This is a genomic window from Citrobacter sp. MGH105 (assembly GCF_001037485.2).
Taxonomy (GTDB): Bacteria; Pseudomonadota; Gammaproteobacteria; order Enterobacterales; family Enterobacteriaceae; genus Citrobacter; species Citrobacter portucalensis.
The window spans coordinates 3479772-3504504 of the sequence record NZ_CP073048.1 but is presented as its reverse complement, the minus strand read 5'-3'; the positions used below and the strand labels follow the sequence as shown (position 1 = coordinate 3504504).

24 protein-coding genes and 1 riboswitch are annotated in these 24733 nt (G+C 53.8%); of the genes, 13 read left to right on the top strand and 11 right to left on the bottom strand.

Annotated elements, in window-relative coordinates:
• Positions 1-126: 126 nt before the first annotated feature.
• Positions 127-1035: a uridine diphosphate-N-acetylglucosamine-binding protein YvcK gene (yvcK, locus tag SK35_RS16995; protein WP_003831525.1), complete on the bottom strand. Its 909-nt coding sequence runs from the start codon at positions 1033-1035 to the stop codon at positions 127-129.
• 329 nt (positions 1036-1364) lie between these two features.
• Positions 1365-1510, top strand: a riboswitch (molybdenum cofactor riboswitch).
• Between yvcK and moaA the strand changes: the two genes are divergently transcribed.
• The 6 genes from moaA (at position 1498) to SK35_RS16965 (ending at position 4945) form a co-directional block, all read left to right on the top strand.
• Positions 1498-2487 (top strand): GTP 3',8-cyclase MoaA, encoded by a 990-nt coding sequence (moaA, locus tag SK35_RS16990; protein WP_032934386.1) that lies wholly within the window; start codon positions 1498-1500, stop codon positions 2485-2487. It overlaps the preceding riboswitch by 13 nt.
• 19 nt (positions 2488-2506) lie before the next feature.
• Positions 2507-3019 carry a molybdenum cofactor biosynthesis protein B gene (gene moaB, locus SK35_RS16985; RefSeq protein WP_003035187.1) on the top strand — a complete coding sequence of 171 codons (513 nt, stop codon included), beginning with the start codon at positions 2507-2509 and terminating at the stop codon, positions 3017-3019.
• Positions 3020-3021: 2 nt separating this feature from the next.
• On the top strand, positions 3022-3507 hold the full coding sequence (gene moaC, locus SK35_RS16980; RefSeq protein ID WP_003035188.1) for a cyclic pyranopterin monophosphate synthase MoaC: 486 nt from the start codon (positions 3022-3024) through the stop codon (positions 3505-3507).
• A complete protein-coding gene (moaD, locus tag SK35_RS16975) occupies positions 3500-3745 on the top strand; it encodes a molybdopterin synthase sulfur carrier subunit (protein ID WP_003831530.1) in 246 nt (81 codons plus the stop codon). The genes moaC and moaD overlap by 8 nt, the downstream gene beginning before the upstream one ends.
• 1 nt (position 3746) lies before the next feature.
• On the top strand, positions 3747-4199 hold the full coding sequence (gene moaE, locus SK35_RS16970) for a molybdopterin synthase catalytic subunit MoaE (RefSeq protein WP_008784190.1): 453 nt from the start codon (positions 3747-3749) through the stop codon (positions 4197-4199).
• A gap of 41 nt (positions 4200-4240) precedes the next feature.
• Positions 4241-4945 (top strand): Bax inhibitor-1/YccA family protein, encoded by a 705-nt coding sequence (locus tag SK35_RS16965; RefSeq protein ID WP_003831536.1) that lies wholly within the window; start codon positions 4241-4243, stop codon positions 4943-4945.
• A 72-nt stretch (positions 4946-5017) separates the two neighbouring features.
• Here the strand turns inward: SK35_RS16965 and SK35_RS16960 are convergent, their stop codons facing one another.
• Genes SK35_RS16960 through SK35_RS16950 form a run of 3 tightly spaced genes read right to left on the bottom strand, consistent with a single transcriptional unit; the run spans position 5018 to position 7979 of the window.
• Entirely contained in the window at positions 5018-5980 is a 963-nt protein-coding gene (locus tag SK35_RS16960) for a lysylphosphatidylglycerol synthase domain-containing protein (RefSeq protein ID WP_048214631.1), read from the bottom strand.
• The gene (gene clsB / locus SK35_RS16955) at positions 5980-7221 is read right to left on the bottom strand and encodes a cardiolipin synthase ClsB (RefSeq protein ID WP_032942766.1); all 1242 of its coding nucleotides are present in this window, start codon (positions 7219-7221) and stop codon (positions 5980-5982) included. Before clsB ends, SK35_RS16960 begins: the two co-directional genes overlap by 1 nt.
• On the bottom strand, positions 7218-7979 hold the full coding sequence (locus tag SK35_RS16950; RefSeq protein ID WP_048214630.1) for an endonuclease/exonuclease/phosphatase family protein: 762 nt from the start codon (positions 7977-7979) through the stop codon (positions 7218-7220). Before SK35_RS16950 ends, clsB begins: the two co-directional genes overlap by 4 nt.
• A gap of 132 nt (positions 7980-8111) precedes the next feature.
• Between SK35_RS16950 and SK35_RS16945 the strand changes: the two genes are divergently transcribed.
• Positions 8112-8522, top strand: a complete 411-nt coding sequence (locus SK35_RS16945) for a YbhQ family protein (protein WP_003831542.1) — start codon at positions 8112-8114, stop codon at positions 8520-8522.
• Here SK35_RS16945 and SK35_RS16940 read toward each other — a convergent pair.
• From SK35_RS16940 to cecR, 5 genes are read right to left on the bottom strand one after another with little or no spacing between them, the layout of a single operon-like run.
• Positions 8484-9590, bottom strand: a complete 1107-nt coding sequence (locus tag SK35_RS16940; protein ID WP_008784194.1) for an ABC transporter permease — start codon at positions 9588-9590, stop codon at positions 8484-8486. The genes SK35_RS16945 and SK35_RS16940 overlap by 39 nt on opposite strands.
• A gap of 10 nt (positions 9591-9600) precedes the next feature.
• Positions 9601-10734 carry an ABC transporter permease gene (locus SK35_RS16935; protein WP_003831545.1) on the bottom strand — a complete coding sequence of 378 codons (1134 nt, stop codon included), beginning with the start codon at positions 10732-10734 and terminating at the stop codon, positions 9601-9603.
• The gene (locus SK35_RS16930; protein WP_003831546.1) at positions 10727-12463 is read right to left on the bottom strand and encodes an ATP-binding cassette domain-containing protein; all 1737 of its coding nucleotides are present in this window, start codon (positions 12461-12463) and stop codon (positions 10727-10729) included. The genes SK35_RS16935 and SK35_RS16930 overlap by 8 nt, the downstream gene beginning before the upstream one ends.
• Entirely contained in the window at positions 12456-13451 is a 996-nt protein-coding gene (hlyD, locus tag SK35_RS16925) for a secretion protein HlyD (RefSeq protein ID WP_048214629.1), read from the bottom strand. The genes SK35_RS16930 and hlyD overlap by 8 nt, the downstream gene beginning before the upstream one ends.
• Entirely contained in the window at positions 13448-14125 is a 678-nt protein-coding gene (cecR, locus tag SK35_RS16920) for a transcriptional regulator CecR (RefSeq protein WP_003831550.1), read from the bottom strand. Before cecR ends, hlyD begins: the two co-directional genes overlap by 4 nt.
• Before the next feature lie 221 nt (positions 14126-14346).
• On the opposite strand from cecR, the gene rhlE reads away from it, so the two are divergent.
• Positions 14347-15693, top strand: coding sequence for an ATP-dependent RNA helicase RhlE (gene rhlE / locus SK35_RS16915; protein WP_032942769.1), 1347 nt, complete (start codon positions 14347-14349; stop codon positions 15691-15693).
• Positions 15694-15761: 68 nt separating this feature from the next.
• Here the strand turns inward: rhlE and SK35_RS16910 are convergent, their stop codons facing one another.
• A complete protein-coding gene (locus SK35_RS16910; RefSeq protein ID WP_003831553.1) occupies positions 15762-16496 on the bottom strand; it encodes a GntR family transcriptional regulator in 735 nt (244 codons plus the stop codon).
• A gap of 202 nt (positions 16497-16698) precedes the next feature.
• Between SK35_RS16910 and SK35_RS16905 the strand changes: the two genes are divergently transcribed.
• From SK35_RS16905 to SK35_RS16885, 5 genes are all read left to right on the top strand, one after another.
• Positions 16699-18051, top strand: coding sequence for a class-II fumarase/aspartase family protein (locus SK35_RS16905; RefSeq protein ID WP_008784199.1), 1353 nt, complete (start codon positions 16699-16701; stop codon positions 18049-18051).
• Positions 18052-18084: 33 nt separating this feature from the next.
• Positions 18085-19506: a DASS family sodium-coupled anion symporter gene (locus SK35_RS16900; protein ID WP_048214628.1), complete on the top strand. Its 1422-nt coding sequence runs from the start codon at positions 18085-18087 to the stop codon at positions 19504-19506.
• Positions 19507-19683: 177 nt separating this feature from the next.
• Positions 19684-21834 carry an ATP-dependent DNA helicase DinG gene (gene dinG, locus SK35_RS16895; RefSeq protein WP_048214627.1) on the top strand — a complete coding sequence of 717 codons (2151 nt, stop codon included), beginning with the start codon at positions 19684-19686 and terminating at the stop codon, positions 21832-21834.
• Between the two features lie 29 nt (positions 21835-21863).
• Entirely contained in the window at positions 21864-22832 is a 969-nt protein-coding gene (gene ybiB / locus SK35_RS16890) for a DNA-binding protein YbiB (RefSeq protein WP_048214626.1), read from the top strand.
• Between the two features lie 161 nt (positions 22833-22993).
• Positions 22994-24079 (top strand): malate/lactate/ureidoglycolate dehydrogenase, encoded by a 1086-nt coding sequence (locus SK35_RS16885; protein WP_048214625.1) that lies wholly within the window; start codon positions 22994-22996, stop codon positions 24077-24079.
• Positions 24080-24176: 97 nt separating this feature from the next.
• On the opposite strand, the gene ybiJ is transcribed toward SK35_RS16885, so the two are convergent.
• The gene (gene ybiJ, locus SK35_RS16880; protein ID WP_003831561.1) at positions 24177-24437 is read right to left on the bottom strand and encodes a DUF1471 family protein YbiJ; all 261 of its coding nucleotides are present in this window, start codon (positions 24435-24437) and stop codon (positions 24177-24179) included.
• Positions 24438-24733: the final 296 nt, after the last annotated feature.

Genomic DNA, 24733 nt, shown 5'->3' with positions numbered 1-24733 from the left:
TTCGTAGGCCGGATGCCGGAGCAAATCGTTTTGTAGGCCTGATAAGCAAAGCGTATCAGGCATTGTTTGATGCCGGAGCAATTCGTTTTGTAGGCCTGATAAGCGAAGCGCATCAGGCAAATCCGTTCAGCCCAGCGCCTGCACCGCTTTCTCCAGCGCACTATGCAATAGCTGGCGGTCATGACGGTAGGGAATATCGCTGGCTTCCAGCACTTCCTGGATCACAACGCGGTCGGTAACGGCGGAAGCATCCACTTTCGGCCCCACAACCACCGCATCAATCACTTTCTTCCCGACGTACTGTTCAATAATGGCCAGCTTATCGCTAAGCGTCAGGCTGGCTGCTGGCAGGCTTAATTCGCGCCCAAGATTGCCTATGTAGACCATTGGAGCCGGTGTGCGACGTAATGCCTGTGACATTTCATCGAGTAAAAGAATCGGCATCAGGCTGGTGTAAAAACTGCCGGGGCCTATCAAAATTAAATCCGCTTCAGCGATAGCCTCAACGGCCTCCCGTGTAGTCGGGACTTTTGGCGAAAGCATCAGTTCCTGAGGTGGGACGGTGAGCTGATCGATATTCACTTCGCCATAAACTTCGTGTCCCTGGTCATCAATGGCCATCAGATCCACCGGCAGCTCCGACATCGGAATTAAATGTGCGTCAACTTTCAGCAGGCTACGAATTAAATTGATAGCTTCCAGAGGCCGCACGCTGAGGTGATCGAGCGCCTTTAACATTAGATTTCCGAGGTTATGCCCGGAAAGTTCGCCATTACCGCCAAAACGATACTCAAACATAGCGGATGCAACGCTGGGTTGGGTAATTAACTGGTTCAGACAGTTACGCATGTCTCCCCAGGCAATCCCTCCTTCAGAGCGACGAATACGACCTGTCGACCCGCCGTTATCGGTGGTGGTGACGATACCCGTCAGGCGGGAACCTAATGGGGAAAGAGAGGAGAGAACGCGTCCTAATCCATGCCCTCCGCCGAGAGCGACAACGCGGTCCAGATCTGCCAGCGTGCGAGTGCGCATATATTTTCCTGATATCAATTGATCGGCGCTACAGTAACGTAAATAGCGTGTTTTCAGCAATTATCCAGTCGGCATCTGCCGTAATTTTTTTCTGCGATCTACTCCTTTCTGACGACACTCACCTGATGGCAAGATGATGTATATCAATGCAAAACTGTGATTTTTGCTTATTCTGTAGCGAAATTGCACGATCATGTCGCTATATACATATTTATACAGCGAAAGTGTACATGGCAAAAGCGCCATTTACACGCTAGTATCGGCATAACCACAAAGTACTCTTAATAATTTGAGTTGTCGGAAGCCAACGCATCTGCAACTCGAAGTATGATGAGTATAAACACTCTAGCCTCTGCACCTGGGTCAAATGATACGGTGCTTTGGCCGTGACAAGACTTGAAAAAGTTTGTCACCAGGGCGCAGGAAGAAATGACTACGTCTCCCGTATTTGGAAAGGTGTACATGGGCTCTCAACTTACCGATGCTTTCGCACGTAAGTTTTACTACTTACGTTTGTCGATTACAGATGTGTGTAACTTTCGTTGCACCTACTGCCTGCCGGATGGCTATAAGCCCGGCGGTGTCACCAATAACGGCTTTTTAACCGTTGATGAAATTCGCCGTGTCACGCGTGCGTTCGCCAGTCTGGGAACGGAAAAAGTGCGTCTGACGGGGGGCGAACCTTCACTGCGTCGCGACTTCACTGACATTATCGCCGCCGTGCGCGAAAACGACGCCATCCGCCAGATTGCGGTAACCACCAATGGTTATCGTCTGGCGCGCGATGCCGCCGCCTGGCGCGATGCCGGACTGACCGCGCTCAACGTCAGCGTCGACAGCCTCGACGCCCGTCAGTTTCACGCCATTACCGGACAGGACAAGTTTCAGCAGGTGATGGCAGGCATTGATGCTGCCTTTGATGCCGGTTTTGAAAAAGTGAAAGTCAACACCGTGCTGATGCGCGACGTAAACCATCATCAACTGGACACCTTCCTGGCGTGGATCCAACCTCGACCAATCCAACTGCGTTTTATTGAACTGATGGAAACGGGCGAGGGCAGTTCTCTCTTCCGTAAACACCATATTTCCGGACAGGTACTGCGCGATGAGTTGCTGCGTCGCGGCTGGATCCACCAGATCCGACAGCGTAGCGACGGCCCGGCTCAGGTTTTCTGTCATCCTGATTATGTTGGCGAAATTGGTCTGATCATGCCTTATGAGAAAGACTTCTGCGCCACCTGTAATCGTCTGCGCGTTTCCTCTGTCGGCAAGCTTCATCTGTGTTTATTTGGTGAAGGCGGCGTAAGCCTGCGTGATTTGCTGGAAGACGATGCTCAGCAACCGGCGCTGGAAGAACGTATTTCAGCCGCGCTGCTGGAGAAAAAGCAGACCCATTTCCTGCATCAGAACAATACCGGTATTACGCAAAACTTATCTTACATTGGCGGCTGATCGCTAAAAGGAGTTTTTCATGAGTCAGGTAAGCGCTGAATTTATCCCGACACGCATTGCTATTCTTACTGTTTCCAACCGTCGCGGCGAAGAAGATGACACCTCCGGCCATTATCTGCGTGACTCGGCGCAAGAAGCGGGTCATCAGATTGTCGATAAGGCGATTGTCAAAGAGAACCGCTACGCCATCCGCGCCCAGGTTTCTGCCTGGATTGCCAGTGACGATGTACAGGTGGTGCTCATTACCGGTGGCACTGGCTTAACCGAAGGGGACCAGGCGCCGGAAGCGCTGCAACCGCTGTTCGACAGAGAAGTCGAAGGGTTTGGCGAAGTATTCCGTATGCTGTCGTTTGAAGAGATTGGCACCGCGACGCTGCAATCCCGCGCGATTGCCGGGGTGGCGAATAAAACGCTGATTTTTGCCATGCCGGGTTCGACCAAAGCGTGTCGTACTGCCTGGGAAAATATCATTGCGCCGCAGCTTGATGCCCGTACGCGTCCGTGTAATTTCCACCCACATTTGAAGAAATAAGTATGTCGCAACTGACTCATATTAACGCCGCTGGCGAAGCGCATATGGTGGATGTCTCCGCCAAAGCGGAAACCGTACGCGAGGCGCGTGCGGAAGCATTCGTAACCATGCGTAGCGAAACGCTGGCGATGATCATCGACGGCAGTCACCATAAGGGTGACGTTTTCGCCACGGCGCGTATTGCCGGTATTCAGGCTGCCAAACGCACCTGGGATCTTATCCCGCTGTGTCACCCACTGATGCTGAGCAAGGTCGAAGTCAATCTTCACGCCGAACCGGAGCACAACCGCGTGCGCATTGAAACGCTGTGTCGCCTGACCGGTAAAACCGGCGTTGAAATGGAAGCGTTAACGGCAGCCTCCGTGGCGGCGTTGACCATCTACGATATGTGCAAAGCGGTGCAAAAGGATATGGTGATTGGTCCGGTGCGTTTGCTGGCAAAAAGCGGCGGCAAATCGGGTGATTTTAAGGTGGATGCACATGATTAAGGTTCTTTTCTTTGCTCAGGTACGGGAACTGGTGAACACCGATGCGTTAGAAGTTGCCGCCGAGTTTGCAACGGTAGAAGCGCTGCGCAAGCATCTGGCGGCGCAAAGCGATCGCTGGGCGCTGGCGCTGGAAGACGGCAAGCTGCTGGCGGCGGTGAATCAGACGCTGGTCAGTTTTGACCATCCTCTTAACGCGGGTGATGAAGTCGCTTTCTTCCCGCCGGTAACCGGAGGCTAAAATGGCTGAAACGCGAATTGTTGTTGGCCATGCGCCGTTCAGCGTCGGGGATGAGTATCCCTGGCTGGCTGAGCGCGATGAAGACGGCGCGGTAGTCACTTTCACCGGTAAAGTGCGCAATCACAATCTCGGTGACAGCGTTAAGGCGTTAACGCTGGAACACTATCCGGGAATGACCGAAAAAGCGCTGGCGGAGATTGTCGACGAAGCGCGTTCGCGCTGGCCGCTGGGTCGGGTGACGGTGATTCATCGCATTGGCGAACTGTGGCCGGGTGACGAAATCGTTTTTGTTGGCGTAACCAGCGCGCATCGCAGCAGCGCGTTTGATGCCGGGCAGTTCATTATGGATTACCTGAAAACCCGCGCGCCGTTCTGGAAGCGCGAGGCTACGCCGGAAGGTGAGCGCTGGGTTGATGCCCGCGACAGCGATAAGCTAGCAGCAAAACGCTGGTAGAGTACAATTGTTGTAGGCTCATACTGATTCAGGAGATTGTCATGGACCGATTCCCACGATCCGATTCTATTGTCCAGGCCCGTTCCGGCCTGCAAACGTATATGGCGCAGGTGTACGGCTGGATGACCTGCGGACTATTGCTGACGGCGTTTATCGCCTGGTATGCGGCAAATACGCCCGCGGTGATGATGTTTGTCTTCTCCAGCAAAATCACCTTCTTTGGCCTGATCATCGCTCAACTGGCGCTGGTGTTTGTCCTGTCCGGCATGGTGCAAAGGCTGAGCGCGGGTATGGCGACCACGCTGTTTATGCTCTATTCGGCATTAACCGGGTTGACGCTATCAAGCATCTTTATTGTCTATACCTACTCGTCTATCGCCAGCACCTTCGTGGTCACTGGTGGGATGTTCGGGATCATGAGTTTGTATGGCTACACCACCAAGCGCGATCTGAGCGGCTTCGGCAATATGCTGTTTATGGCGCTGATCGGTATTGTGCTGGCTTCGCTGGTTAACTTCTGGCTGAAGAGCGAAGCGCTGATGTGGGCGGTGACCTATATCGGGGTGATAGTGTTTGTCGGTCTGACCGCCTATGACACGCAGAAGCTGAAAAATATCGGTGAGCAGATCGACCTGCGCGACAGCTCCAATCTGCGTAAATACGCGATTCTTGGGGCCCTAACGCTGTATCTGGACTTCATCAACCTGTTCCTGATGCTGCTGCGTATTTTCGGCAATCGTCGTTAATTGTCTGTTGCCGGATGGTATAAAAAGTAGGCCGGATAAGGCGTTACGCCGCATCCGGCACTATATACATCCTCATTTCGCCATCGCCTTCTCGTTCTTTGCCCGTAGCTTTTTCGCCCGACTCTCCAACAGCAAATAACACATCAGCGCCAGCAGTAGCGGAATAAAATAGTACAGCACGCGATACGCGAGCAGGGCAGCAATGATCGTGCCCTGAGACGTATCCTCTCCCGCCAGCAGCGCCATAAACACCGCCTCCAGCACGCCGATCCCCGCCGGAATATGCACAATAACCCCGGCAATACTGCTTACCAGCAGCACGCCAAGCACGAAGAAATAGTTAATATTCTGACCCAGCAACAACCAGATAATCGCCCCCATAACCATCCAGTTAGTCCCGGATATCGCCATCTGCGCGAGGGCAAATTTCCAGGAGGGGAGCACCAGCTTTTGGCCCTTGATGGTGATGTGACGATGTTTAGCGAAGGTGCAAAACCACAGATAAACAACAATAATCAGCAGCAGCGCTATGCCTAAAATGCGCAATGTGCCTTCATCGATATACCAGTGAGCGGGCAGTTCGACGACGCCGAAGGTAAATATAAAACCGCCCAGCAGAATATAGCCCAGCCAGTTAGTGGTAATGCTCAGCGAAAAAATCCGCGTTATTGTGCCCCCCGGCAACCCGAGACGCGAGTAGAGCCGATATCGCATCCCAATACCGCCCACCCAGGTGCTTAACGTCAGGTTGAACGCGTAACAGATAAACGACACCAGCATGACCTGGCGTTTTGCCAGCTTGTGCCCACAGTAGTAGCGCCCGAGCAGGTCATAACAGCCGTAAAGTAAATAACTGACGATCACCAACCCCACGGCGCTGAGCAGGGCGATCCGGTTGTAATCGCGAATTACCGTCCACACTTCCTGCCAGTTGACTTTGCTGGCATAAACGACCAGCAACACGATCACCGCAATAAAAAATAACCATGTGAGGATCTTTTTCGCTAACCGCCAGCGTCGGTGATTTTTTGCCATCAGGTTTTCCCTCCTGCATCCTCAGTTTGTATACGGTCCTGAGTTTCCAGAGCGGGCTGCGCGGGCGGCTCTACCTCGGCCAGGTGCGGGGTATGCGCCGGAAGCCAGCCGACCAGCGCCGGGAAGTGGCGTAAAAAGTGGAAGGCCAGCACGCTCTTAGTCAGGTTCCACCAGGTGCGTTTTGGCAGCATGGATTCATCAACCCGCTTGCAGTCCTGCGCAATAATAGGGTTCAGGTTGTCGCGCAGGGTCTGGTTAAACGTGCGGTCATGAATAATCAGATTCGCTTCCAGATTCAGCGACAGGCTCAGCGGATCAAGATTGCTGGAGCCCACCGTCGCCCAGTGATCGTCCATCAGCGCCACTTTGCCATGCAGAGGTTTACGGCGGTATTCGTAGACATGGACGCCACCTTTAACCAGATAGTTGTACAGTAGGCGGGCACCCACTTTCACAATCGGCATATCCGGTTCACCCTGCACAATGAGTTTTACCCGAACGCCGCGTCGTGCTGCTTTACGCAGGGCATGCAGCAGGCGATAACCGGGAAAGAAATAGGCATTGGCAATGATCACTTCCCGTCGGGCCTGGGTCAGCATTTTAAGATAGTGGCGTTCAATATCATCGCGATGCTCTTCGTTATCGCGCCAGACAAACAGCGCCTGCGCTTCGCCGGGGCGATGATTGTCGATTGCCCGGTGATGACGTCGCCACCAGCGCCGTACGGCGCTTTGCCCGGGCAGGTTTTCCAGTACAAAGTTCAGAATGTCAGCAACGACTGGACCTTCAACGCGCACGGCGTAATCTTGCTTAGCCTCCGGGCCGTAATCCGACATATGTTCAGCGGAGTAATTGATGCCGCCGACAAAGGCAACACGGTCATCAATGACCACTATTTTTCGATGCATACGGCGAAAGAGATTGGTGCGCATTCCAAACAGACGCGGACGTGGATCGTAGTAGCGGAAAACAACACCGGCTACGGTCAGCTCTTCAACAAAACTGTCGCTCAGATCCGGCGAGCCGTAGCCATCCAGCAGCACCTCTGCTTTGATTCCTCGTCGGGCGGCTTCGAGCAACGCGGCATGCAGCTGTTTTCCTACCGCATCTTCAAACCAGATAAAAGTCTCAAGGATAATTTTTTGCTGTGCCTGCTCAATGGCGTCAAATACGGCGGGGTAGAATTGATCGCCGTTTTCCAGCAGTTGAATTTGATTGCCTTCACGCCAGCCATATTTCATAAATGAATCTCCGCACTCAGAGGGGCATGATCGGACAAATGTCGCCAGTGACGCAGCGCAAGCGTCGTTGGGGTACTGGCATTCGCGTTTTTCACATAGATCCTGTCCAGGCGCAGCAGGGGAAACTGCACCGGAAACGTTCGCGCCGGGCGACCGTGGGCGCGGGTAAAAATCTCGTCAAGGCCAGCTTTGGCTTTCAACGGGCGATTGGCCGTTTGCCGCCAGTCGTTAAAATCTCCTGCGATGACCACGGGTTCCGCGTCGGGCAGGGCGTTGACCCAGTCTGCCAGCATAGCGAGCTGGGCCTGGCGGTGAGCTTCACGTAGGCCGAGATGCACACACATCACATGAATGGGGTGGGAGAGCATTGGCGGTACAATGCGGCAGTAAAGGACTCCGCGCTTTTCACTCGCGCCGACTGACACATCACGATTCTCATAATGCTCAATGGGATACCGCGACAACACCGCATTACCGTGATGTCCTTGCGGGTACACGGCGTTACGCCCGTAGGCGAAGTCGCTCCACATAGTGTCCGCCAGAAATTCGTAGTGCGTGGTGTCCGGCCAGTTTTCCACATGCAGTGGATGCACCTCGTGTGCGCCCATTACCTCTTGTAGGCACACAATGTCCGCACCGACCGTTCTGACGGCTTCTCGCAGCTCAGGCAAAATAAAACGCCGATTGAAGGCGGTAAACCCTTTATGAGTATTAATGGTGAGCACATTGAATGAAAACCGTTCTGTTTGTCTGGCCATGATTCTCCCGTTGGCGTCACTTTCCTGATTAAAATAGTGTAGTCGTCGTCACAAAAAGATGCGGTGTTGCGGAATTTTCCGTAAAGTCCGGTACTCTGAACAATTAGTCGAAAATCCTTCAGGAGAATAGCCATGAGGTGGCAACAACGTGTTCGTGTCGCAACGGGTCTAAGTTGCTGGCAGATAGTGTTGCATTTACTGGTAGTGGCGTTGCTGGTAATGGGCTGGATGAGCGGCAGACTGGTGCATGTCGGCCTGGGATTGTGCGTCGTGTACGGCGTTACGGTTTTATTGATGCTTGCATTGCAACGTCACCACGAACAGCGCTGGCGCGACGTGGCTGATGTGCTGGAAGAGTTGACCACGACGTGGTATTTCGGTGCCGCCATGATCGTGCTGTGGCTGCTGTCACGCGTGCTGCAAAACAACGTCTTGCTGGCACTGGCGGGGCTGGTCATCCTTGCCGGACCCGCCGTGGTCTCGCTGCTGGCGAAGGACAAAAAGCTACATCACCTTGCGTCTAAACATCGCATACGCCGCTGATCCGGTCGTGGCCGCTATCACTAATAGCGGCCACAAGCTTCCCCAGACAATCTGCAGACTCGCATCTTTCAGGTAAATCTGTTTCGTGATGTCCGTAAAATGGCGGATCGGGTTTATCCACGTCAGATTCTGCAACCAGACCGGCATGTTTTCGACCGGTGAGACATAGCCCGAGAGTAAAATCGCCGGCATCATAAACACAAATACCCCGATAAACGCCTGCTGCTGGGTGGCGCACAGTGACGAAATCAGCAGACCAAAGCCAACCAGCGACAGCCCGTAAATCACCATTGTGAAATAGAACAGCCCCAATGAACCGGCAAACGGAATGTGATAAGCCCAGATGCCGATCGCCAGCACAATGGTGGCCTGAAAAGTAGCCACAATTAGCGCGGGCACAGCTTTGCCGATGAAAATCTGCCAGGTGGTAAGCGGGGAAACCAGCAGTTGATCCAGCGTGCCTTGCTCGCGCTCGCGGGCAACCGAGAGTGAAGTAACGATCATTACGCCGATGGTGGTGATCATGGCGATCAGCGACGGAACCACAAACCATTTGTAATCCAGATTCGGGTTATACCAGTTACGCACTACCAGCTCGCTGTTGTTCGGTTTCGGCTTGCCGTCCATCAGCTCCTGCTGATACTCCTTAACGATTTGCTGCAGGTAATTCGCGGCAATTTGCGCGCTGTTGGAGTTACGTCCGTCGAGGATAATCTGCATGGGAGCCTGCTGGAAGGTATCCAGATTACGCGAAAAGTTGGCCGGGAAACGCACCAGTAGCAGGGCTTTTTGCGTGTCGATGGTGGGCTGGATCTCCTGCGGGCTTTTCAACAGCAGAACATGCGTAAAGGCGCTGGCGCGGGCGAAGCGCTGGGTTAGCTCTACCGAATGTTTACCGTTGTCTTCGTTATAGATAGCGATAGTGGCGTTGGTGACTTCCAGCGTTGCCGCGAACGGGAACAGGATAACCTGAATCAGCACCGGTAAAATCAGAATGGCTCGCGTCTGCGGTTCGCGTAACAGCGATTGCAGCTCTTTGCGAATTAATGTCCATAAGCGATGAAACATGCCAGTCCCCTTAATCCAGCCGACGTTTGGTTTTAAGCCACGTCAGGCCGATAAACATCACCGCCGAAGCGATTAAAAACAGCACGTTGATAATCAGCACCACCGGAATATTTCCCGCCAGAAACAGGCTTTGCAGGGTGCTGACGAAATAACGCGCCGGAATAATGTAGGTTACCGCCCGGATAATCGCGGGCATGCTGTCTATCTGGAAGATAAAACCCGACAGCATAATCGAGGGCAGGAAGGCGGCGTTCAGCGCAACCTGCGCGGCGTTAAACTGGTTGCGGGTGATGGTGGAAATAAGCAACCCCATACCGAGCGTACTGAGCAGAAACAGGCTGGTAATGAAAAACAGGATCAGCAACGAGCCGCGGTAGGGCACGCCAAGAATAAACACCGACACCAGCATACACAGCAGCATCGCCAGCATGCCCAGAAAGTAATACGGGATCAGTTTGCACAACAGCAACTCGACGCGGGTGACTTCGGTAGACAGCAGCGCTTCCATGGTGCCGCGCTCCCATTCGCGCGCTACCACTAATGAGGTGAGGATGGCGCCAATCACCGTCATGATGATGGTGACCGCCCCGGGAATGATAAAGTGCTGGCTGATGGCCGCCGGGTTAAACCAGTAGCGAGTTTGCACGTCGATCAAAGGTTTGAACGATTCCCCACGATCTTCTGCCCGCTGTTGCTGCCAGATTTGCCAGATGCCTTCGACATAACCCTGCACAAAGTTGGCGGTATTCGGTTCGCTGCCGTCGGTGATCACCTGGATCGGTGCCACGTCATTGGGGCGTGCCATCTGCTGGGCAAAATCCACCGGGATCACCACCAGACCGCGAATGCGCCCGGCCTGCATTTTCTCAATCAGTTCCTGACGGTTATCGCTGATGGTGGCGTCAATATACGGCGAGCCGGTCATGGTATGGGTAAAATCCAGCGCCTCTTCACTCTGCTGTTCGAGCAAAATCCCTACCCGCAGCTTGCTGGAGTCGAGGTTGATCCCGTAGCCGAAGATAAACAGCAGCAGCAGTGGGATCACCACCGCAATCAGCCAACTGCTGGGATCGCGGACGATCTGGCGCGTCTCTTTCACGCACAGCGCACGGACGCGACGCCAGGAGAGAGCGGAGTTACTCATGCGTATGCTCCTTATCCCAGTCATTGATTAGCGTGATGAACGCCTGTTCCATGGTCGGGTCCGGCGTGTCGCTGTCGGCAGCCTGAGCCTTCAGGTCGTCTGGCGTACCGCTGGCTATCAGTTTGCCGCGATACACCAGCCCGATGCGATCGCAGTATTCTGCCTCATCCATAAAGTGGGTGGTCACCATCACCGTAACGCCTTTTTCCACCATGCTATTGATATGCAACCAGAACTCACGACGGGTGAGGGGATCGACTCCGGAAGTGGGTTCATCAAGGAACAGAATGTCGGGTTCATGCATCAGTGAGCAGGCCAGCGCCAGACGCTGCTTAAACCCCAGCGGCAGTTCGTCGGTGGCATGGGAAGCGATACTCTTCAGGCCGAATGCCTCGCTCATACGATCGATTTTCTCTTTCTGCGCCCGACCGCGCAGGCCGTAGACACCAGAGAAAAAGCGCAGATTCTGTTCAACCGTCAGGTTACCGTACAGGGAGAATTTCTGTGCCATATAGCCCAGATGCTGACGCGCTTTGCCGGAGCTGACTTTCAGGTCCATATCCAGCACCAGCGCTTTGCCGGAAGTGGGGACCAGCAGGCCGCACATCATTTTAAAGGTGGTGGATTTGCCAGCGCCGTTGGGTCCTAACAGACCAAAAATCTCACCGCGCTGCACAGCAAAGTCTACGTGGTCGGTAGCGGCAAAATCGCCAAATTTCTTGGTCAACGCTTTGGCTTCGATTACCGTTTCGCCTGGAGTGCCTTCCACGGTATGCAGGATAGCGCCCAGCGGGGATTCCGATGTTCCGGCTCCGCCGAGTAAATCGATAAAGGCATCTTCGAAGCGGGGGGCTGTTTCGTTGATGGTTATCTCCGGCATGCCGTCAGCGTTTTGGATCTGCTGAGCAGTAGCCTCTTTTTTCAGGATTAAACGGACGGATTTCCCCTGAATCATTCCGTCGCTGACCAGCGGCAGCTTTAACGCGCGTTGCAGCAGTCGGCGGTTGTTTTCCTGTGGACTGCTCATCAGGAAGCTGCGACCCGCCATGGTTTGCGTAAGCTGAGTAGGATCGCCCTGGTATAACAGCTCACCTTCGTTCATCAGCAGCACATCACGGCATTGCTCTGCTTCATCCAGATACGACGTACTCCAGAGGATCAGCATGCCGTCCCCGGCCAGCTCGTGGACCATTTGCCACAGTTCGCGACGGGAAATAGGGTCGACACCCACGCCTGGCTCATCCAGCAGCAACACTTTGGGTTCGCCAACCAGCGTACAGGCAAGCCCGAGCTTCTGCTTCATGCCGCCAGAAAGCTTGCCAGCCAGTCGTCCGGTAAATGGTCCCAGAGAGGTGAATTCCAGGAGTCGGGCAAAGGTTTTTTCTCGCGCTTCACCGGTGACGCTGCGTAAGTCGGCATAGAGATTGAGGTTCTCCATGACGGTTAAATCTTCGTACAGACCAAATTTCTGCGGCATATAGCCCAGCACCGCATGTAGTGCGCTGTCGTCTTTGATGGGGTCAAAACCAATCACCGCAGCACTTCCGGCATCAGGTTTTAATAATCCCGCCAGCATTCGCATCAACGTAGTTTTGCCCGCGCCGTCCGGCCCGACAAGCCCGGTCACGTAGCCCGCATGGACGGTACAGTCGAGCGGGGCGACGGCCGGTTTTTCCATTCCGGCAAAGTTTTTCGTCAGCCCTTTAAGCGTAATGACGGCGTCATTCATGCCGTGCCTCATCGCCAAACTTTATCGTTACCGGCATTCCCTGGCGCAGCGAATCGTCCGCGTCGGTGACGACAATTCGCAGGCGATAAACCAGGTCGGTACGCAGGTCAGGAGTCTCGACCGTTTTCGGGGTAAATTCGGCGGTAGGAGAAACGAAGCCGATTTTGCCGTGATACGGTTTGTCCGGGCGGCCATCGGTATAGAGCAGGATCTCACGTCCTGGCTGCGCCTGGCTCAGATTTCGTTCGTCAACGTAAGCACGAACCCAAACCGGACGCGTGAGCGACAGCGTCAGTACCGTGCCCCCTTCGTTCAGCATGCTGCCGGGTTCAACTGCACGGGTGAGAAGCGTGCCGTCAGACGGCGAGGTCAGCGTGGTGTCATGCAAATTAAGCTCTGCCTGTGCCAGCTCGGCCTGAGCTTGTTCGAGCGTGGCTTTTGCCTGCTCGATGTCCTGCACACGATTACCGCTGCGATATTGCGTGAGTTTATCCTGCGCGGATTTCAGCGAAGCTAACGCCTGATCGCGAGATGAACGGGCGTTTTCCAGATCGTTGGCTGAAATGGTGCGGCTTTTCCACAATCCGACCTGCCGATTGTAAAAGTTCTGCGCGTAATCATAGGCGGCCTGCGCCTGTTTGACTGCCGCCGCGGTTTGCGCGATCTCTTCTTCGCGATACCCTGCCAGCATCAGATCGTATTGCGCCTGTGCGGCAGCTACATTGGCTTTTGCCTGCATCAATGCGTTTTCATACGGTGCGCGGTCCAGTTCACCCAGCACCTGGCCGGCGGTAATCGCATCGCCTTCGTCAACCGCCAGCGAGACCAGCCTGCCGCCGACACGAAAACTCAGGTTGACGCTACGGATATCGACATTGCCGTATAGCGTCAGGCCGTTATCTTGCCGACTCTGATACCACCACGTTCCACCGGCAATCACGGCAACGAGGGCCGCGATAACCAGCCCGAGAACGACAGGTTTTTTCATGACTCCAGACTCCTTTGCGTTAAACCTTGCAGAATAAGATCGATGTGACAGGTGATCGTTTGGTCAATCAGCGCGGTTTTATCCTCATCAAATTGTGACCAGCCTGTACGCAACAGAATGGTTTCTTTCCCCAGACGAAAAGCCAGCACCTCGCCGAGTATGGCGTGGGTATGCAGAATCATTTGGGTATCATTGGCATCGCCGCCCGTATAGGCGGCAATCAGGCGCGTCAGATGTGTATGCAGCGGATTGATAACCTGGTCGTGCACCAGTTGATAAGCCGCGGTGGGGGAAAGCTGTTCGCGCGAGATAAATTTGCTCAGGTTAACGGTGTCGTCCTGAGTTAACAGCATGATCATATTTTTGCAGGCGCGCAGGATCAGTTCGCGCATCGCGCCACGGTCCGGCTCTGGTTGGGCGAATAAACGCTCGGCCTCTTCAGCGTGCGGGCGAAACTGTGCACCGATAAAATCCGCAATCCACTGGGCGCAGGCGAGATATAAATCCTCTTTTGAGCCAAAATAGTAGGTGATAGCCGCAATGTTTTGCCCGGCCTGTGCAGCGATATCGCGCGTCGTGGCGTGCAGACCATACTCGCCGAATTGCGCCAATGCGGCGGCAATGAGCTGGTTCTTCGCCTGTTCACCTTTGGTTGTCATGGTGGGTGTATTCATGGCACGACTCTGATCTTAATCAATCGATTGATTAAGATTATGACTGATGTGCAGCCTTGTCCAGTCCGAAGCATTATTTTCCAGTGAAGGGATAATTTATGCGGCACATCACAAAAACTGCTACACTCCGCCCCTTCATGACATTGTGGTTTTTGTCATCTCTATTGTATGTATCTCCCTGAAAACGACACCGGTAACGGTCAGGGCGGTTCGGAGTTGTTATGTCTTTTGATTCCCTTGGTTTAAACCCTGAAATTTTACGTGCCGTTGCCGAGCAGGGTTACCGTGAACCTACCCCTATTCAGCAGCAGGCTATTCCTGCCGTGCTGGAAGGCCGCGATCTGATGGCCAGCGCCCAGACCGGTACGGGGAAAACGGCAGGTTTTACCCTGCCGCTGTTACAGCACCTGATCACCAATCAGCCGCATGGTAAAAGCCGTCGTCCGGTTCGTGCGCTGATCCTCACGCCAACCCGCGAACTGGCGGCCCAGATTGGCGAAAACGTCCGTGATTACAGTAAGTATCTGAATATTCGCTCGCTGGTGGTCTTCGGCGGCGTCAGCATTAACCCGCAGATGATGAAGCTGCGTGGCGGCGTAGATGTGCTGATCGCCACTCCGGGTCGTTTGCTCGATCTGGAACACCAGAATGCGGTGAAACTGGATCAGGTTGAGATCCTGGTACTGGATGAAGCTGACCGCATGCTGGATATGGGCTTTATTCACGATATTCGTCGCGTTCTGGCAAAACTGCCGGCAAAACGTCAGAACCTGCTGTTCTCGGCAACGTTCTCTGATGACATTAAATCGCTAGCCGAAAAACTGTTGCACAACCCGCTGGAAATTGAAGTGGCGCGTCGTAATACCGCGTCAGAGCAGGTTACTCAGCACGTTCATTTCGTTGATAAAAAACGTAAACGCGAACTGCTATCTCAGATGATTGGTCAGGGCAACTGGCAGCAGGTGCTGGTGTTTACCCGTACCAAACATGGCGCGAACCATCTGGCAGAGCAGCTGAATAAAGACGGCATCCGCAGTGCGGCTATCCACGGTAATAAATCTCAGGGTGCGCGTACGCGTGCGCTGGCTGATTTTAAATCCGGTGATATTCGCGTGCTGGTAGCGACCGACATTGCCGCGCGTGGTCTCGACATTGAAGAGTTACCGCACGTGGTGAACTACGAGCTGCCAAACGTCCCGGAAGACTACGTGCACCGCATTGGTCGTACCGGTCGTGCGGCCGCTACTGGCGAAGCGTTGTCTCTGGTGTGCGTCGATGAACACAAGCTGTTGCGTGACATCGAGAAGTTGCTGAAAAAAGAGATCCCGCGTATTGCGACGCCAGGCTACGAGCCAGACCCGTCCATTAAAGCTGAGCCGATCCAGAACGGTCGTCAGCAGCGTGGCGGCGGCGGTGGTCGAGGGCAGGGCGGAGCAGGGCGTGGACAGCAGCCGCGTCGTTCGGATGGCGGAGCGCCAAAAGCGAAGCCGCGTAATGGCGAAGGCAAACCGGCAGGTGATAAACCTCGTCCACCGCGCCGTCCGCGCAAACCGTCTGCAGCGCAGTAATTCACCTTGCTGTATGGCAGTATAAACATGCTATCCGGTCTACACACTGTGTAGGCCGGATAGGTCAATCACTCCCCCGAACTTTGCGATTTCAGCACGATTGAGCAGGTATATCGTCCTGCCGGGTGAATCGAAATCGTCGTCTCAAATACTTTCCCGTCCCTGTCCAGATAACGACGCACGATTCTCATTGCTGGTGAATCAGGTGCTACATTGAGAATCTTTGCCACCTTTTTGGGCACGCCGACAGCCGTAATGGTCTGATGCACCTCATGGCTTTTAATACCGTAATGGGTTTCGATCAAATCGCTGATTAACGAGTGTGGGTCGTCACGGATGTACGTACGCAGTTTGGCGTAATCCGTGCTGGCATAGCTGTCCGTCCAGCAGATTGGCGCGTCGGGGTTTTGCGCATCTTCGCGAGTGCTGGCAATGTGCAGCCAACGGGAACCTGGCGGGCAGCCAATCATCTGGGACAACTCTATGTCCGCCACAATCTCATCGATTTTCTTGATGACGCGCAGATTGTTTTTGGCCAGCAGCAACAGATCCTCAAGATGCGATAGCGGGTGATTGACGCCGTTAGCCTTAGGTTCGCAAACGCGAGTTCCCGCGCCTTTACGCCGTGATATCAGACCTTGCTCTGTTAATTCCCTTAACGCCTCACGCATGGTGTGGCGGCTGACCTGCCATGTTTCACACAGTTCCATTTCCGTAGGAAACAGCGAACCGGGGGCAAAGGTTCCCACCGCAATTTGCTGCGCCAGTTCACGTGCTATTCGCTTGTACAGAGATTCTTTCATCGCAGTTTCATCAAAATATTAGTGATCTTTATCACGAAAATTTGTACGGACTCTTCCCTACATTTCTTATGAATACTATAAATGTCCGTACATTTAAATGTACGGACATTTGTTTATGTCTGGACATTGTGGCGGCATTTGAATATCCAACAAACTGCCGTAAACACGCATCTTATCATTATCAGATTTTCCAGGGGGATTTATGGCTTCGAATGTACTTGATTCTGTTCTGTTCAGGGACTCTTTCGGCACACCGGCGATGCGCGCTGTGTTTGACGATCGCGAGCTGGTGCGCAAATACGTGGAAGTGGAAGTGGCATTAGCCAAAGCCCAGGCACGCTGCGGTGTGATACCCGAGGCTGCGGCGCAGGAAATTGCAGAAAAATGTAATGCTGACACGCTCGATTTTGATTTATTGCGCCATGAAACCGAAATTGTGGGTTATCCGATCCTACCGCTGGTGCACCAGATTTCTAAACAGGCAGGCGAGTCCGGCGGTTATGTGCACTGGGGGGCCACCACTCAGGACATTATGGACACCGCAGTGGTTCTGCAAATTCGTGATGCTTTTGCGCTCATTGAGTCCGATATGGACAAACTCCGCGCCACGCTGGCCGATCTTTCACGCCGCTACCGTGATACGCCGATGGCCGGGAGAACCCATTTACAACAGGCTTTGCCCGTGACATTCGGTTACAAAGCGGCCATCTGGCTGGATATGTTTGAACGCCACGCGGAACGTCTTTCCCAGGCGCGTCCTCGTGTATTGGTCGGCGAATTTGCGGGAGCGGCCGGTACGCTGGCATCGCTGGGGGATAAAGGGCTGGCGGTACAAAAAGCGATGATGGAAGAGCTTGGGCTAAATGTCCCAACATCCACCTGGCACGTCGCGCGTGATGGTTTTGCCGAAGCGGTGAACCTGTTAGCGGTGATTACCGGGTCGCTGGGCAAGATTGCCTACGACGTAATGCTGCTGGCAGCAAATGAGTTTGGCGAACTGTATGAGCCGTTTGTTAAAGGGCGTGGCGCCAGCAGTACCATGCCGCAGAAACGCAACCCTATTTCCAGCGAGCTGATGCTGGCCTGTGCCAAAGGCGTTCGCCAACAGGCAGGGTTGATGCTTGATGCGATGGTGCAAGATCTGGAGCGTGCAACCGGGCCGTGGCATGCCGAATGGATTGCTATCCCAGAAAGTTTCGTGCTCAGCGCGGGGGCATTGCATCAGGCCAATTTTATGCTGGCGGGGCTGGTGGTCGATGAAGAGGCGATGAAACGTAACCTCGGCATGACTAATGGATTGATTGTGGCTGAAGCGGTCATGATGGGGTTGGCTCCGTATATTGGTCGTCAGGATGCACATGACGTGGTGTATGACGCCTGTCGTATCGTCAACGAACAAGGTGGACGATTGGCTGATGTGCTGAATGCGATGCCATCTGTCTCTGAACGACTGGACCCACAGTTGATTGAAAAACTGACCGACCCGGCAAATTACCTTGGAATGGCACCGGCGATGGTGGATCAGGTATTAGCAAGATACATGTCGCGGAAATGAATGCTCTCGGGCTAACGGAATAAGGATCTTTTTATGTCAACGAATTCTGTCACGGGAAAATCCATTCTGTCGTTCCTGATACCGCTGGCGATAGGCGCGATCATTTGGTTTTATCCTGTTCCTGATGGTCTAACGCCTCAGGCCTGGCATATGTTCGCGATATTTGCCGCGACCATTGCCGCCATTCTCACTCAGCCGCTCCCTTCGGGGGCGGTGATGTTGATTGCGCTTTGCGTGGTTATTTTCACCAAAACGTTGCCAGAGGCAAAGGCGCTGTCAGGGTTTGCGTCCGGTACGGTATGGCTCATTTTCTGCGCCTACGTCTTGTCTCTGGGGTTTGTGACGTCAGGACTGGGGAAACGTATTGCGTATAAAATGTTATCGCTCTTTGGCGGCAGCAGCCTGGGTATTGCTTACTCACTGGGGGTTTCCGATCTGATTATGGCCCCGGCAATGCCGTCAGTAACTGCGCGGTCCGGGGGCATAATTTTTCCCATCACGCGTTCCATCAATGATGTGTTGGGCTCCGCTCCAGGGGTAACGGGCAAACGTATTGGCGATTTCTTAACCATGGTGTGCTTCCAGTTTACGCCGATTACCGGGGCGATATTTCTCACCGGGATGGCGGCGAATCCGCTGGTAGCGAGCCTGGCGAAATCGTCATTGGGTATGGAGATAACCTGGGGCGGATGGTTTATTTCTGCAGTGGTCCCTGCGATGGTTTGTTTCTGTCTGATGCCGCTACTGGTCTATAAATTATTGGATCCTGAGCTTAAGCGTACGCCAGAGGCAAAAGCGATGGGTAAACAGGCGCTCGGTGAGCTCGGTTCGATGAGCAGCAACGAGAAAAAGGTCGCGTTTGGTTTTGTGCTGGCGCTGGTTGGCTGGGGCACCAGTTTGATTACTGGATTGTCTGCCACATCTGTCGGGCTGGGGCTGGCTGCTTATCTGTTTGCTTCGGGTGCTGTTAGCTGGAAAAGTTTGCTTAATGACCATGCAGCCTGGGATACGGTTATCTGGTTTAGCGTCATTATTAGCCTGGCGACCGGACTTGCCGATCTGGGTTTCATTAAATGGATGACAGTAAAGTTAGGCAGCGGTATTCAAGGGTTTGGTGCGATTGAGTCCTTTATTGTGCTGGGGATCCTTTACATTTATGTCCACTATCTCTTTGCTACGGCTACCGGGCACGTAGCTGCGCTGTATGCTCCTTTCGCGGCCACGGCGATCGCTGCGGGTGCACCGCCGATGATGGTCGCTATTTGCTTCGGCATCTTTAGTAATCTGATGTGGGGGAATACCGAGTATGGTGGCGGACCTGGTCCTATTTATTTTGCCCAGGGCTATTTTGAACGACCGCGTTTTTACAAAATTAACCTCTGTGTGGTAACGGCAAATGTGATTATCATTTTTGCAGTGGGCATGCTGTGGTGGAAGCTGCTGGGATACTATTAACCGACACGTTTATTCGGCCTGCAATATACCTGACTGTAGGCCGGATAAGGAGTAAGCCGCCATCCGGTAATTTAAGCCAGAGCTGCGAAGCGCTTTCCAGAATGGGGGAAAAAGGTACATCCAACGCCTGAAATGTGCCACAATAGTGGCTGTTTATACAGTATTTCAGGTTTTCTCATGGCACTTACGGCTGCGCTAAAAGCGCAAATCGCCGCCTGGTACAAGGCGCTTCAGGAACAGATCCCCGACTTTATTCCCCGTGCGCCGCAGCGGCAGATGATTGCTGACGTCGCGAAAACGCTCTCCGGGGAAGAAGGGCGGCATCTGGCGATTGAAGCACCGACCGGGGTGGGGAAAACCCTGTCGTATCTGATTCCCGGTATTGCCATCGCGCGTGAAGAACAAAAAACGCTGGTGGTCAGTACCGCCAACGTCGCTTTGCAGGACCAGATCTACAGCAAAGATTTACCGCTGCTGCGCAAAATTATCCCCGACCTGCGTTTTACCGCTGCGTTTGGTCGCGGACGCTATGTCTGCCCGCGTAACTTAGCGGCGCTGGCCAGCACTGAACCCAATCAACAGGATCTGCTGGCTTTTCTCGACGATGACCTGACGCCCAACAACCAGGAAGAACAAAAGCGCTGTGCCAGGCTAAAAGGCGATCTCGACAGCTACAAGTGGGACGGGCTGCGCGACCACACCGATATTGCTATCGACGATGGACTCTGGCAGCGTCTGAGCACCGATAAAGCCAGCTGTCTGAATCGCAACTGTCACTACTATCGTGAATGCCCTTTTTTTGTCGCCCGCCGGGAGATTCAGGAAGCTGAAGTGGTCGTGGCTAATCATGCGCTGGTAATGGCTGCCATGGAAAGCGAAGCCGTTTTGCCGGAGCCGAAAAACCTACTGCTGGTACTTGATGAAGGCCACCATTTGCCGGATGTCGCGCGCGATGCGCTGGAGATGAGCGCAGAAATCAGCGCCCCCTGGTATCGACTTCAGTTGGATCTATTTTGCAAATTAGTGGCTACCTGCCTGGAGCAGTTTCGCCCGAAGACCACGCCGCCACTGGCAAATGCCGAGCGTCTGAACGGTCACTGTGAGGAGCTGTATGAGCTGATTTCATCGCTCAATAACATTCTTAATCTGTATATGCCCGCAACCCAGGAGGCAGAACACCGCTTCGCGATGGGCGAATTGCCTACGGAAGTGATGGAGATTTGTCAGCGTCTGGCAAAGCTAACAGAAATGCTGCGCGGTCTGGCGGAACTGTTCCTCAACGATCTCAGCGAAAAAACCGGCACTCACGATATCGTGCGCCTGCATCGGGTTATTTTGCAGATAAACCGGGCGCTGGGCATGTTTGAGGCGCAAAGCAAACTGTGGCGGCTGGCATCGCTCGCGCAGTCGTCAGGCGCGCCGGTGAGTAAATGGGCGACGCGCGAGGTGCGTGACGGGCAGATCCACGTCTGGTTCCACTGCGTGGGGATCCGTGTGAGCGATCAGCTCGAACGACTGCTGTGGCGTAGCGTCCCGCATATTATTGTCACTTCCGCAACGCTGCGCTCGCTCAATAGCTTCTCGCGTTTGCAGGAGATGAGCGGTCTGAAGGAAAAAGCAGGGGACCGGTTTGTCGCGCTGGATTCACCGTTTAATCACGTTGAACAGGGCAAAATAGTCATTCCGCAGATGCGCTACGAACCGTTAATTGATAACGAAGAGCAGCATATCGCGGAAATGGCCGCCTATTTTCGCGAACAGCTGGAGAGTAAAAAGCATCAGGGCATGCTGGTACTCTTTGCCAGCGGTCGCGCGATGCAGAGTTTTCTTGAGCACGTTACCGATCTGCGCCTGCTGTTGTTGGTGCAGGGCGATCAGCCGCGCTATCGTCTGGTGGAGTTGCACCGCAAACGGGTGGCCAACGGCGAGCGCAGTGTACTGGTTGGGCTGCAATCTTTTGCTGAAGGTCTGGATTTGAAAGGCGACCTGCTGACTCAGGTGCATATTCATAAAATCGCCTTTCCGCCAATCGACAGCCCGGTAGTGATCACCGAGGGTGAGTGGTTGAAAAGTCTGAACCGCTACCCCTTCGAGGTGCAGAGCCTGCCTGCGGCGTCGTTCAATTTGATCCAGCAGGTTGGGCGACTCATCCGTAGCCATGGCTGCTGGGGAGAAGTGGTTATTTATGACAAGCGTTTATTGACCAAAAGCTATGGCAAGCGTTTACTGAACGCGTTACCCATATTTCCGATAGAGCAACCTGCTGTGCCAGACGTTATAGTAAAACCAAAAGAAAAAGCGAAACCCACGCGCCGCCGTCGGCGTTAACGATGCGAGCAACAGGCAAGGAGTTATCGATGGATTACCGCAAAATCATTAAAGAGATTGGGCGAGGAAAAAATCACGCGCGTGACCTGGATAAGGATACTGCTCGCGGACTGTATACCCATATGATGAACGGCGACGTACCTGACCTTGAGATGGGCGGGGTACTGATTGCGCTACGTATCAAGGGCGAAGGTGAAGCGGAGATGCTGGGCTTTTACGAAGCGATGCAAAACCACACCATTCGCCTGACTCCGCCGGTAACCAAACCCATGCCGATTGTCATTCCCAGCTATAATGGCGCACGCAAGCAGGCGAATCTGACTCCGTTGCTGGCAATTTTACTGCACAAGCTGGGTTTTCCAGTAGTGGTGCACGGCGTCAGTGAAGATCCAACCCGCGTGCTGACAGAAACCATTTTCGAACTGATGGGCATTACGCCAACGCTGCATGCGGGACAGGCACAGGCAAAGCTGGATGGTCATGAGCCGGTGTTTATCCCGGTGAGCGCGCTGTGTCCTCCGCTGGAGAAACAGCTGGCGATGCGCTGGCGCATGGGTGTGCGTAACAGTGCACATACGCTGGCTAAATTAGCCACGCCGTTTGCTGAAGATGCCGCGCTGCGTCTTTCCAGCGTGTCCCACCCGGAATATGTTTCGCGCGTGGCGAAGTTCTTCGGCGATATCGGTGGGCGCGGCCTGTTGATGCATGGTACCGAGGGCGAAGTGTATGCCAACCCGCAGCGCTGCCCGCAGATAAGCCTGATAGATTCATCCGGTGTGCGAGTGCTACAAGACCGACAGAGCGAGATGCCTGACGAGCCGGTACCGCTACCGGTAGCAAAAGACCCGGAAACCACCGCGCGCTGGATTGAGCGTTGTCTGGCTGGCAGTGAGCCTGTTCCGGCATCGTTGAAAATCCAGATGGCCTGCTGCCTGGTGGCAACCGGTGAGTCCGCCTCACTGGCTGAAGGACTTGCCCGCGTCGAGCAAAGTTTCTAAACCATTTGTTATCCCGACGGGCCTGTTGCCTGGCCTGTCGGTTCTCTCTTTTCGGCAATGTGAAATTTCTGCACGTTTATTGACCTCCAGCGCACTGTGGCGCAGCATAGTTTGTTGAAAAATAAGAAACACAACAAACACGCGACACAAAGGAGATAACAATGAACAGTGGACATCGCTTCCATGTGCCAACGCTGCACGCCTTTATCCAGGCCGTTTTTCATCAGATGGGAAGCAATGATCAGGAGGCGCGGCTGGTGGCCGACCATCTGATAGCCTCTAACCTCGCCGGTCACGACTCCCATGGCATCGGTATGATCCCAAGCTATATTCGTTCATTCTCGCAGGGGCATCTGCAGATCAACCGTCATGCCAAAGTGGTAAAAGATGCGGGGGCGGTGATTACGCTTGACGGCGACTGTGCGTTTGGTCAGGTGGCAGCGCACGAGGCAATCACGCTTGGAATCGAAAAAGCGCGTCAGTACGGAATCGCTGCCGTGGCATTACATAATTCGCACCATATCGGCCGTATTGGCTACTGGGCGGAGCAATGTGCGGCGGCAGGTTTTGTCTCGGTACACTTTGTGAATGTGGTGGGGATCCCGATGGTCGCACCGTTTCATGGCCGCGATAGCCGTTTTGGCACCAATCCTTTCTGCGTCGTGTTTCCACGTAAAAATACTTTCCCACTGTTGCTGGACTATGCAACCAGCGCCATCGCGTTTGGCAAAACACGTGTGGCATGGCATAAGGGCGAGCCGGTGGCTCCAGGATGCCTGATTGATGTGGAGGGTGTTCCCACTACCGATCCTGCGGTAATGCAGGTTTCTCCGCTGGGGTCGTTGCTGACCTTTGCCGAGCACAAGGGGTATGCGCTGGCGGCGATGTGCGAAATTATGGGCGGTGCGCTTTCTGGCGGTAAAACCACACATGAAGAGAGCCTGCAGACCAGCGCGGACGCCATCATTAACTGTATGACCACCATCATTATGAATCCACAACTGTTCGGCGCGTCGGACTGCGACAACCAGGTCGCGGCATTTGCTGAGTGGGTGAAAGCGTCGCCGCATGCTGAAGATGCCCCGATCCTGTTGCCTGGGGAGTGGGAGGTGAATACTCGCGAGGAACGGCTGGAACACGGTATTCCGCTGGATGCCGGAAGCTGGCAAGCGATTTGTGAGGCGGCACTGCAAATTGGGATGCCAGAGGCCGTGTTGCGGGAATTTTGCCAGCGGCTGAAACAATAGGCAAAAAAAAGCCCGTCCAGTGGCGGACGGGCAAACAAAGGGTAACAAACAGGGTCAATGAGGGTTGGAGCATTGGGTCGTACAGGTAATCTTTCGGTTATTTATAGATAACCGCGGTGCCGCTCATTTTGTCTTTGCCGATAGCGGAAGTGATGCTGTACCCAGTTGCGCCAGCAGCATTCGCTTTCTCAGCCAGTTTGGCTTCCAGGCCGTCCAGCGTAGTGGCACCGTCAGCAGATACCACACCAATTTTGTTCATGTTTTGCGCCTGAGTAGAGGAAACCGGCTCGGCAGCGAAAACGCCAAATGACAGGGTAGACAGGGCGATGGCAGCAACAGCAAATTTGATATTTTTCATGATTAATCTCTCGCAGGGTTGTTCTGTTAGTCAGTGTTCTTTAAGAAGACGTTGTTCCGTCGATGTGATAAGTATCACGTTTTTTTTGGTGAGAGAAAATCGAATAGAATTGACTACATCAATCAAAAAAATTGAATGACAAATAACTTATTGAATATTAATAAATTCGAGTGAGGGATTTACAGTTCTTGTCATTGCGCTTTACAGAGAAGGCGACAACGGCACATTTTGCTACACAGGGTGCAAAAAAGCGTGCTCGTAAAGGAAATCGTATGCGCTGAAACTTTTGGTAAAGA

Coding starts and splice junctions, on each gene's coding strand:
- SK35_RS16945 (WP_003831542.1), top strand. CDS start 8,112: ATGAGGTGGCAACAACGTGTTCGTGTCGCAACGGGTCTAAGTTGCTGG.
- moaB (WP_003035187.1), top strand. CDS start 2,507: ATGAGTCAGGTAAGCGCTGAATTTATCCCGACACGCATTGCTATTCTT.
- dinG (WP_048214627.1), top strand. CDS start 19,684: ATGGCACTTACGGCTGCGCTAAAAGCGCAAATCGCCGCCTGGTACAAG.
- yvcK (WP_003831525.1), bottom strand. CDS start 1,035: ATGCGCACTCGCACGCTGGCAGATCTGGACCGCGTTGTCGCTCTCGGC.
- SK35_RS16930 (WP_003831546.1), bottom strand. CDS start 12,463: ATGAATGACGCCGTCATTACGCTTAAAGGGCTGACGAAAAACTTTGCC.
- clsB (WP_032942766.1), bottom strand. CDS start 7,221: ATGAAATATGGCTGGCGTGAAGGCAATCAAATTCAACTGCTGGAAAAC.
- SK35_RS16885 (WP_048214625.1), top strand. CDS start 22,994: ATGAACAGTGGACATCGCTTCCATGTGCCAACGCTGCACGCCTTTATC.
- SK35_RS16900 (WP_048214628.1), top strand. CDS start 18,085: ATGTCAACGAATTCTGTCACGGGAAAATCCATTCTGTCGTTCCTGATA.
- moaC (WP_003035188.1), top strand. CDS start 3,022: ATGTCGCAACTGACTCATATTAACGCCGCTGGCGAAGCGCATATGGTG.
- cecR (WP_003831550.1), bottom strand. CDS start 14,125: ATGAATACACCCACCATGACAACCAAAGGTGAACAGGCGAAGAACCAG.
- moaE (WP_008784190.1), top strand. CDS start 3,747: ATGGCTGAAACGCGAATTGTTGTTGGCCATGCGCCGTTCAGCGTCGGG.
- SK35_RS16965 (WP_003831536.1), top strand. CDS start 4,241: ATGGACCGATTCCCACGATCCGATTCTATTGTCCAGGCCCGTTCCGGC.
- SK35_RS16940 (WP_008784194.1), bottom strand. CDS start 9,590: ATGTTTCATCGCTTATGGACATTAATTCGCAAAGAGCTGCAATCGCTG.
- SK35_RS16910 (WP_003831553.1), bottom strand. CDS start 16,496: ATGAAAGAATCTCTGTACAAGCGAATAGCACGTGAACTGGCGCAGCAA.
- SK35_RS16950 (WP_048214630.1), bottom strand. CDS start 7,979: ATGGCCAGACAAACAGAACGGTTTTCATTCAATGTGCTCACCATTAAT.
- SK35_RS16935 (WP_003831545.1), bottom strand. CDS start 10,734: ATGAGTAACTCCGCTCTCTCCTGGCGTCGCGTCCGTGCGCTGTGCGTG.
- SK35_RS16960 (WP_048214631.1), bottom strand. CDS start 5,980: ATGGCAAAAAATCACCGACGCTGGCGGTTAGCGAAAAAGATCCTCACA.
- ybiB (WP_048214626.1), top strand. CDS start 21,864: ATGGATTACCGCAAAATCATTAAAGAGATTGGGCGAGGAAAAAATCAC.
- moaA (WP_032934386.1), top strand. CDS start 1,498: ATGGGCTCTCAACTTACCGATGCTTTCGCACGTAAGTTTTACTACTTA.
- rhlE (WP_032942769.1), top strand. CDS start 14,347: ATGTCTTTTGATTCCCTTGGTTTAAACCCTGAAATTTTACGTGCCGTT.
- SK35_RS16905 (WP_008784199.1), top strand. CDS start 16,699: ATGGCTTCGAATGTACTTGATTCTGTTCTGTTCAGGGACTCTTTCGGC.
- ybiJ (WP_003831561.1), bottom strand. CDS start 24,437: ATGAAAAATATCAAATTTGCTGTTGCTGCCATCGCCCTGTCTACCCTG.
- moaD (WP_003831530.1), top strand. CDS start 3,500: ATGATTAAGGTTCTTTTCTTTGCTCAGGTACGGGAACTGGTGAACACC.
- hlyD (WP_048214629.1), bottom strand. CDS start 13,451: ATGAAAAAACCTGTCGTTCTCGGGCTGGTTATCGCGGCCCTCGTTGCC.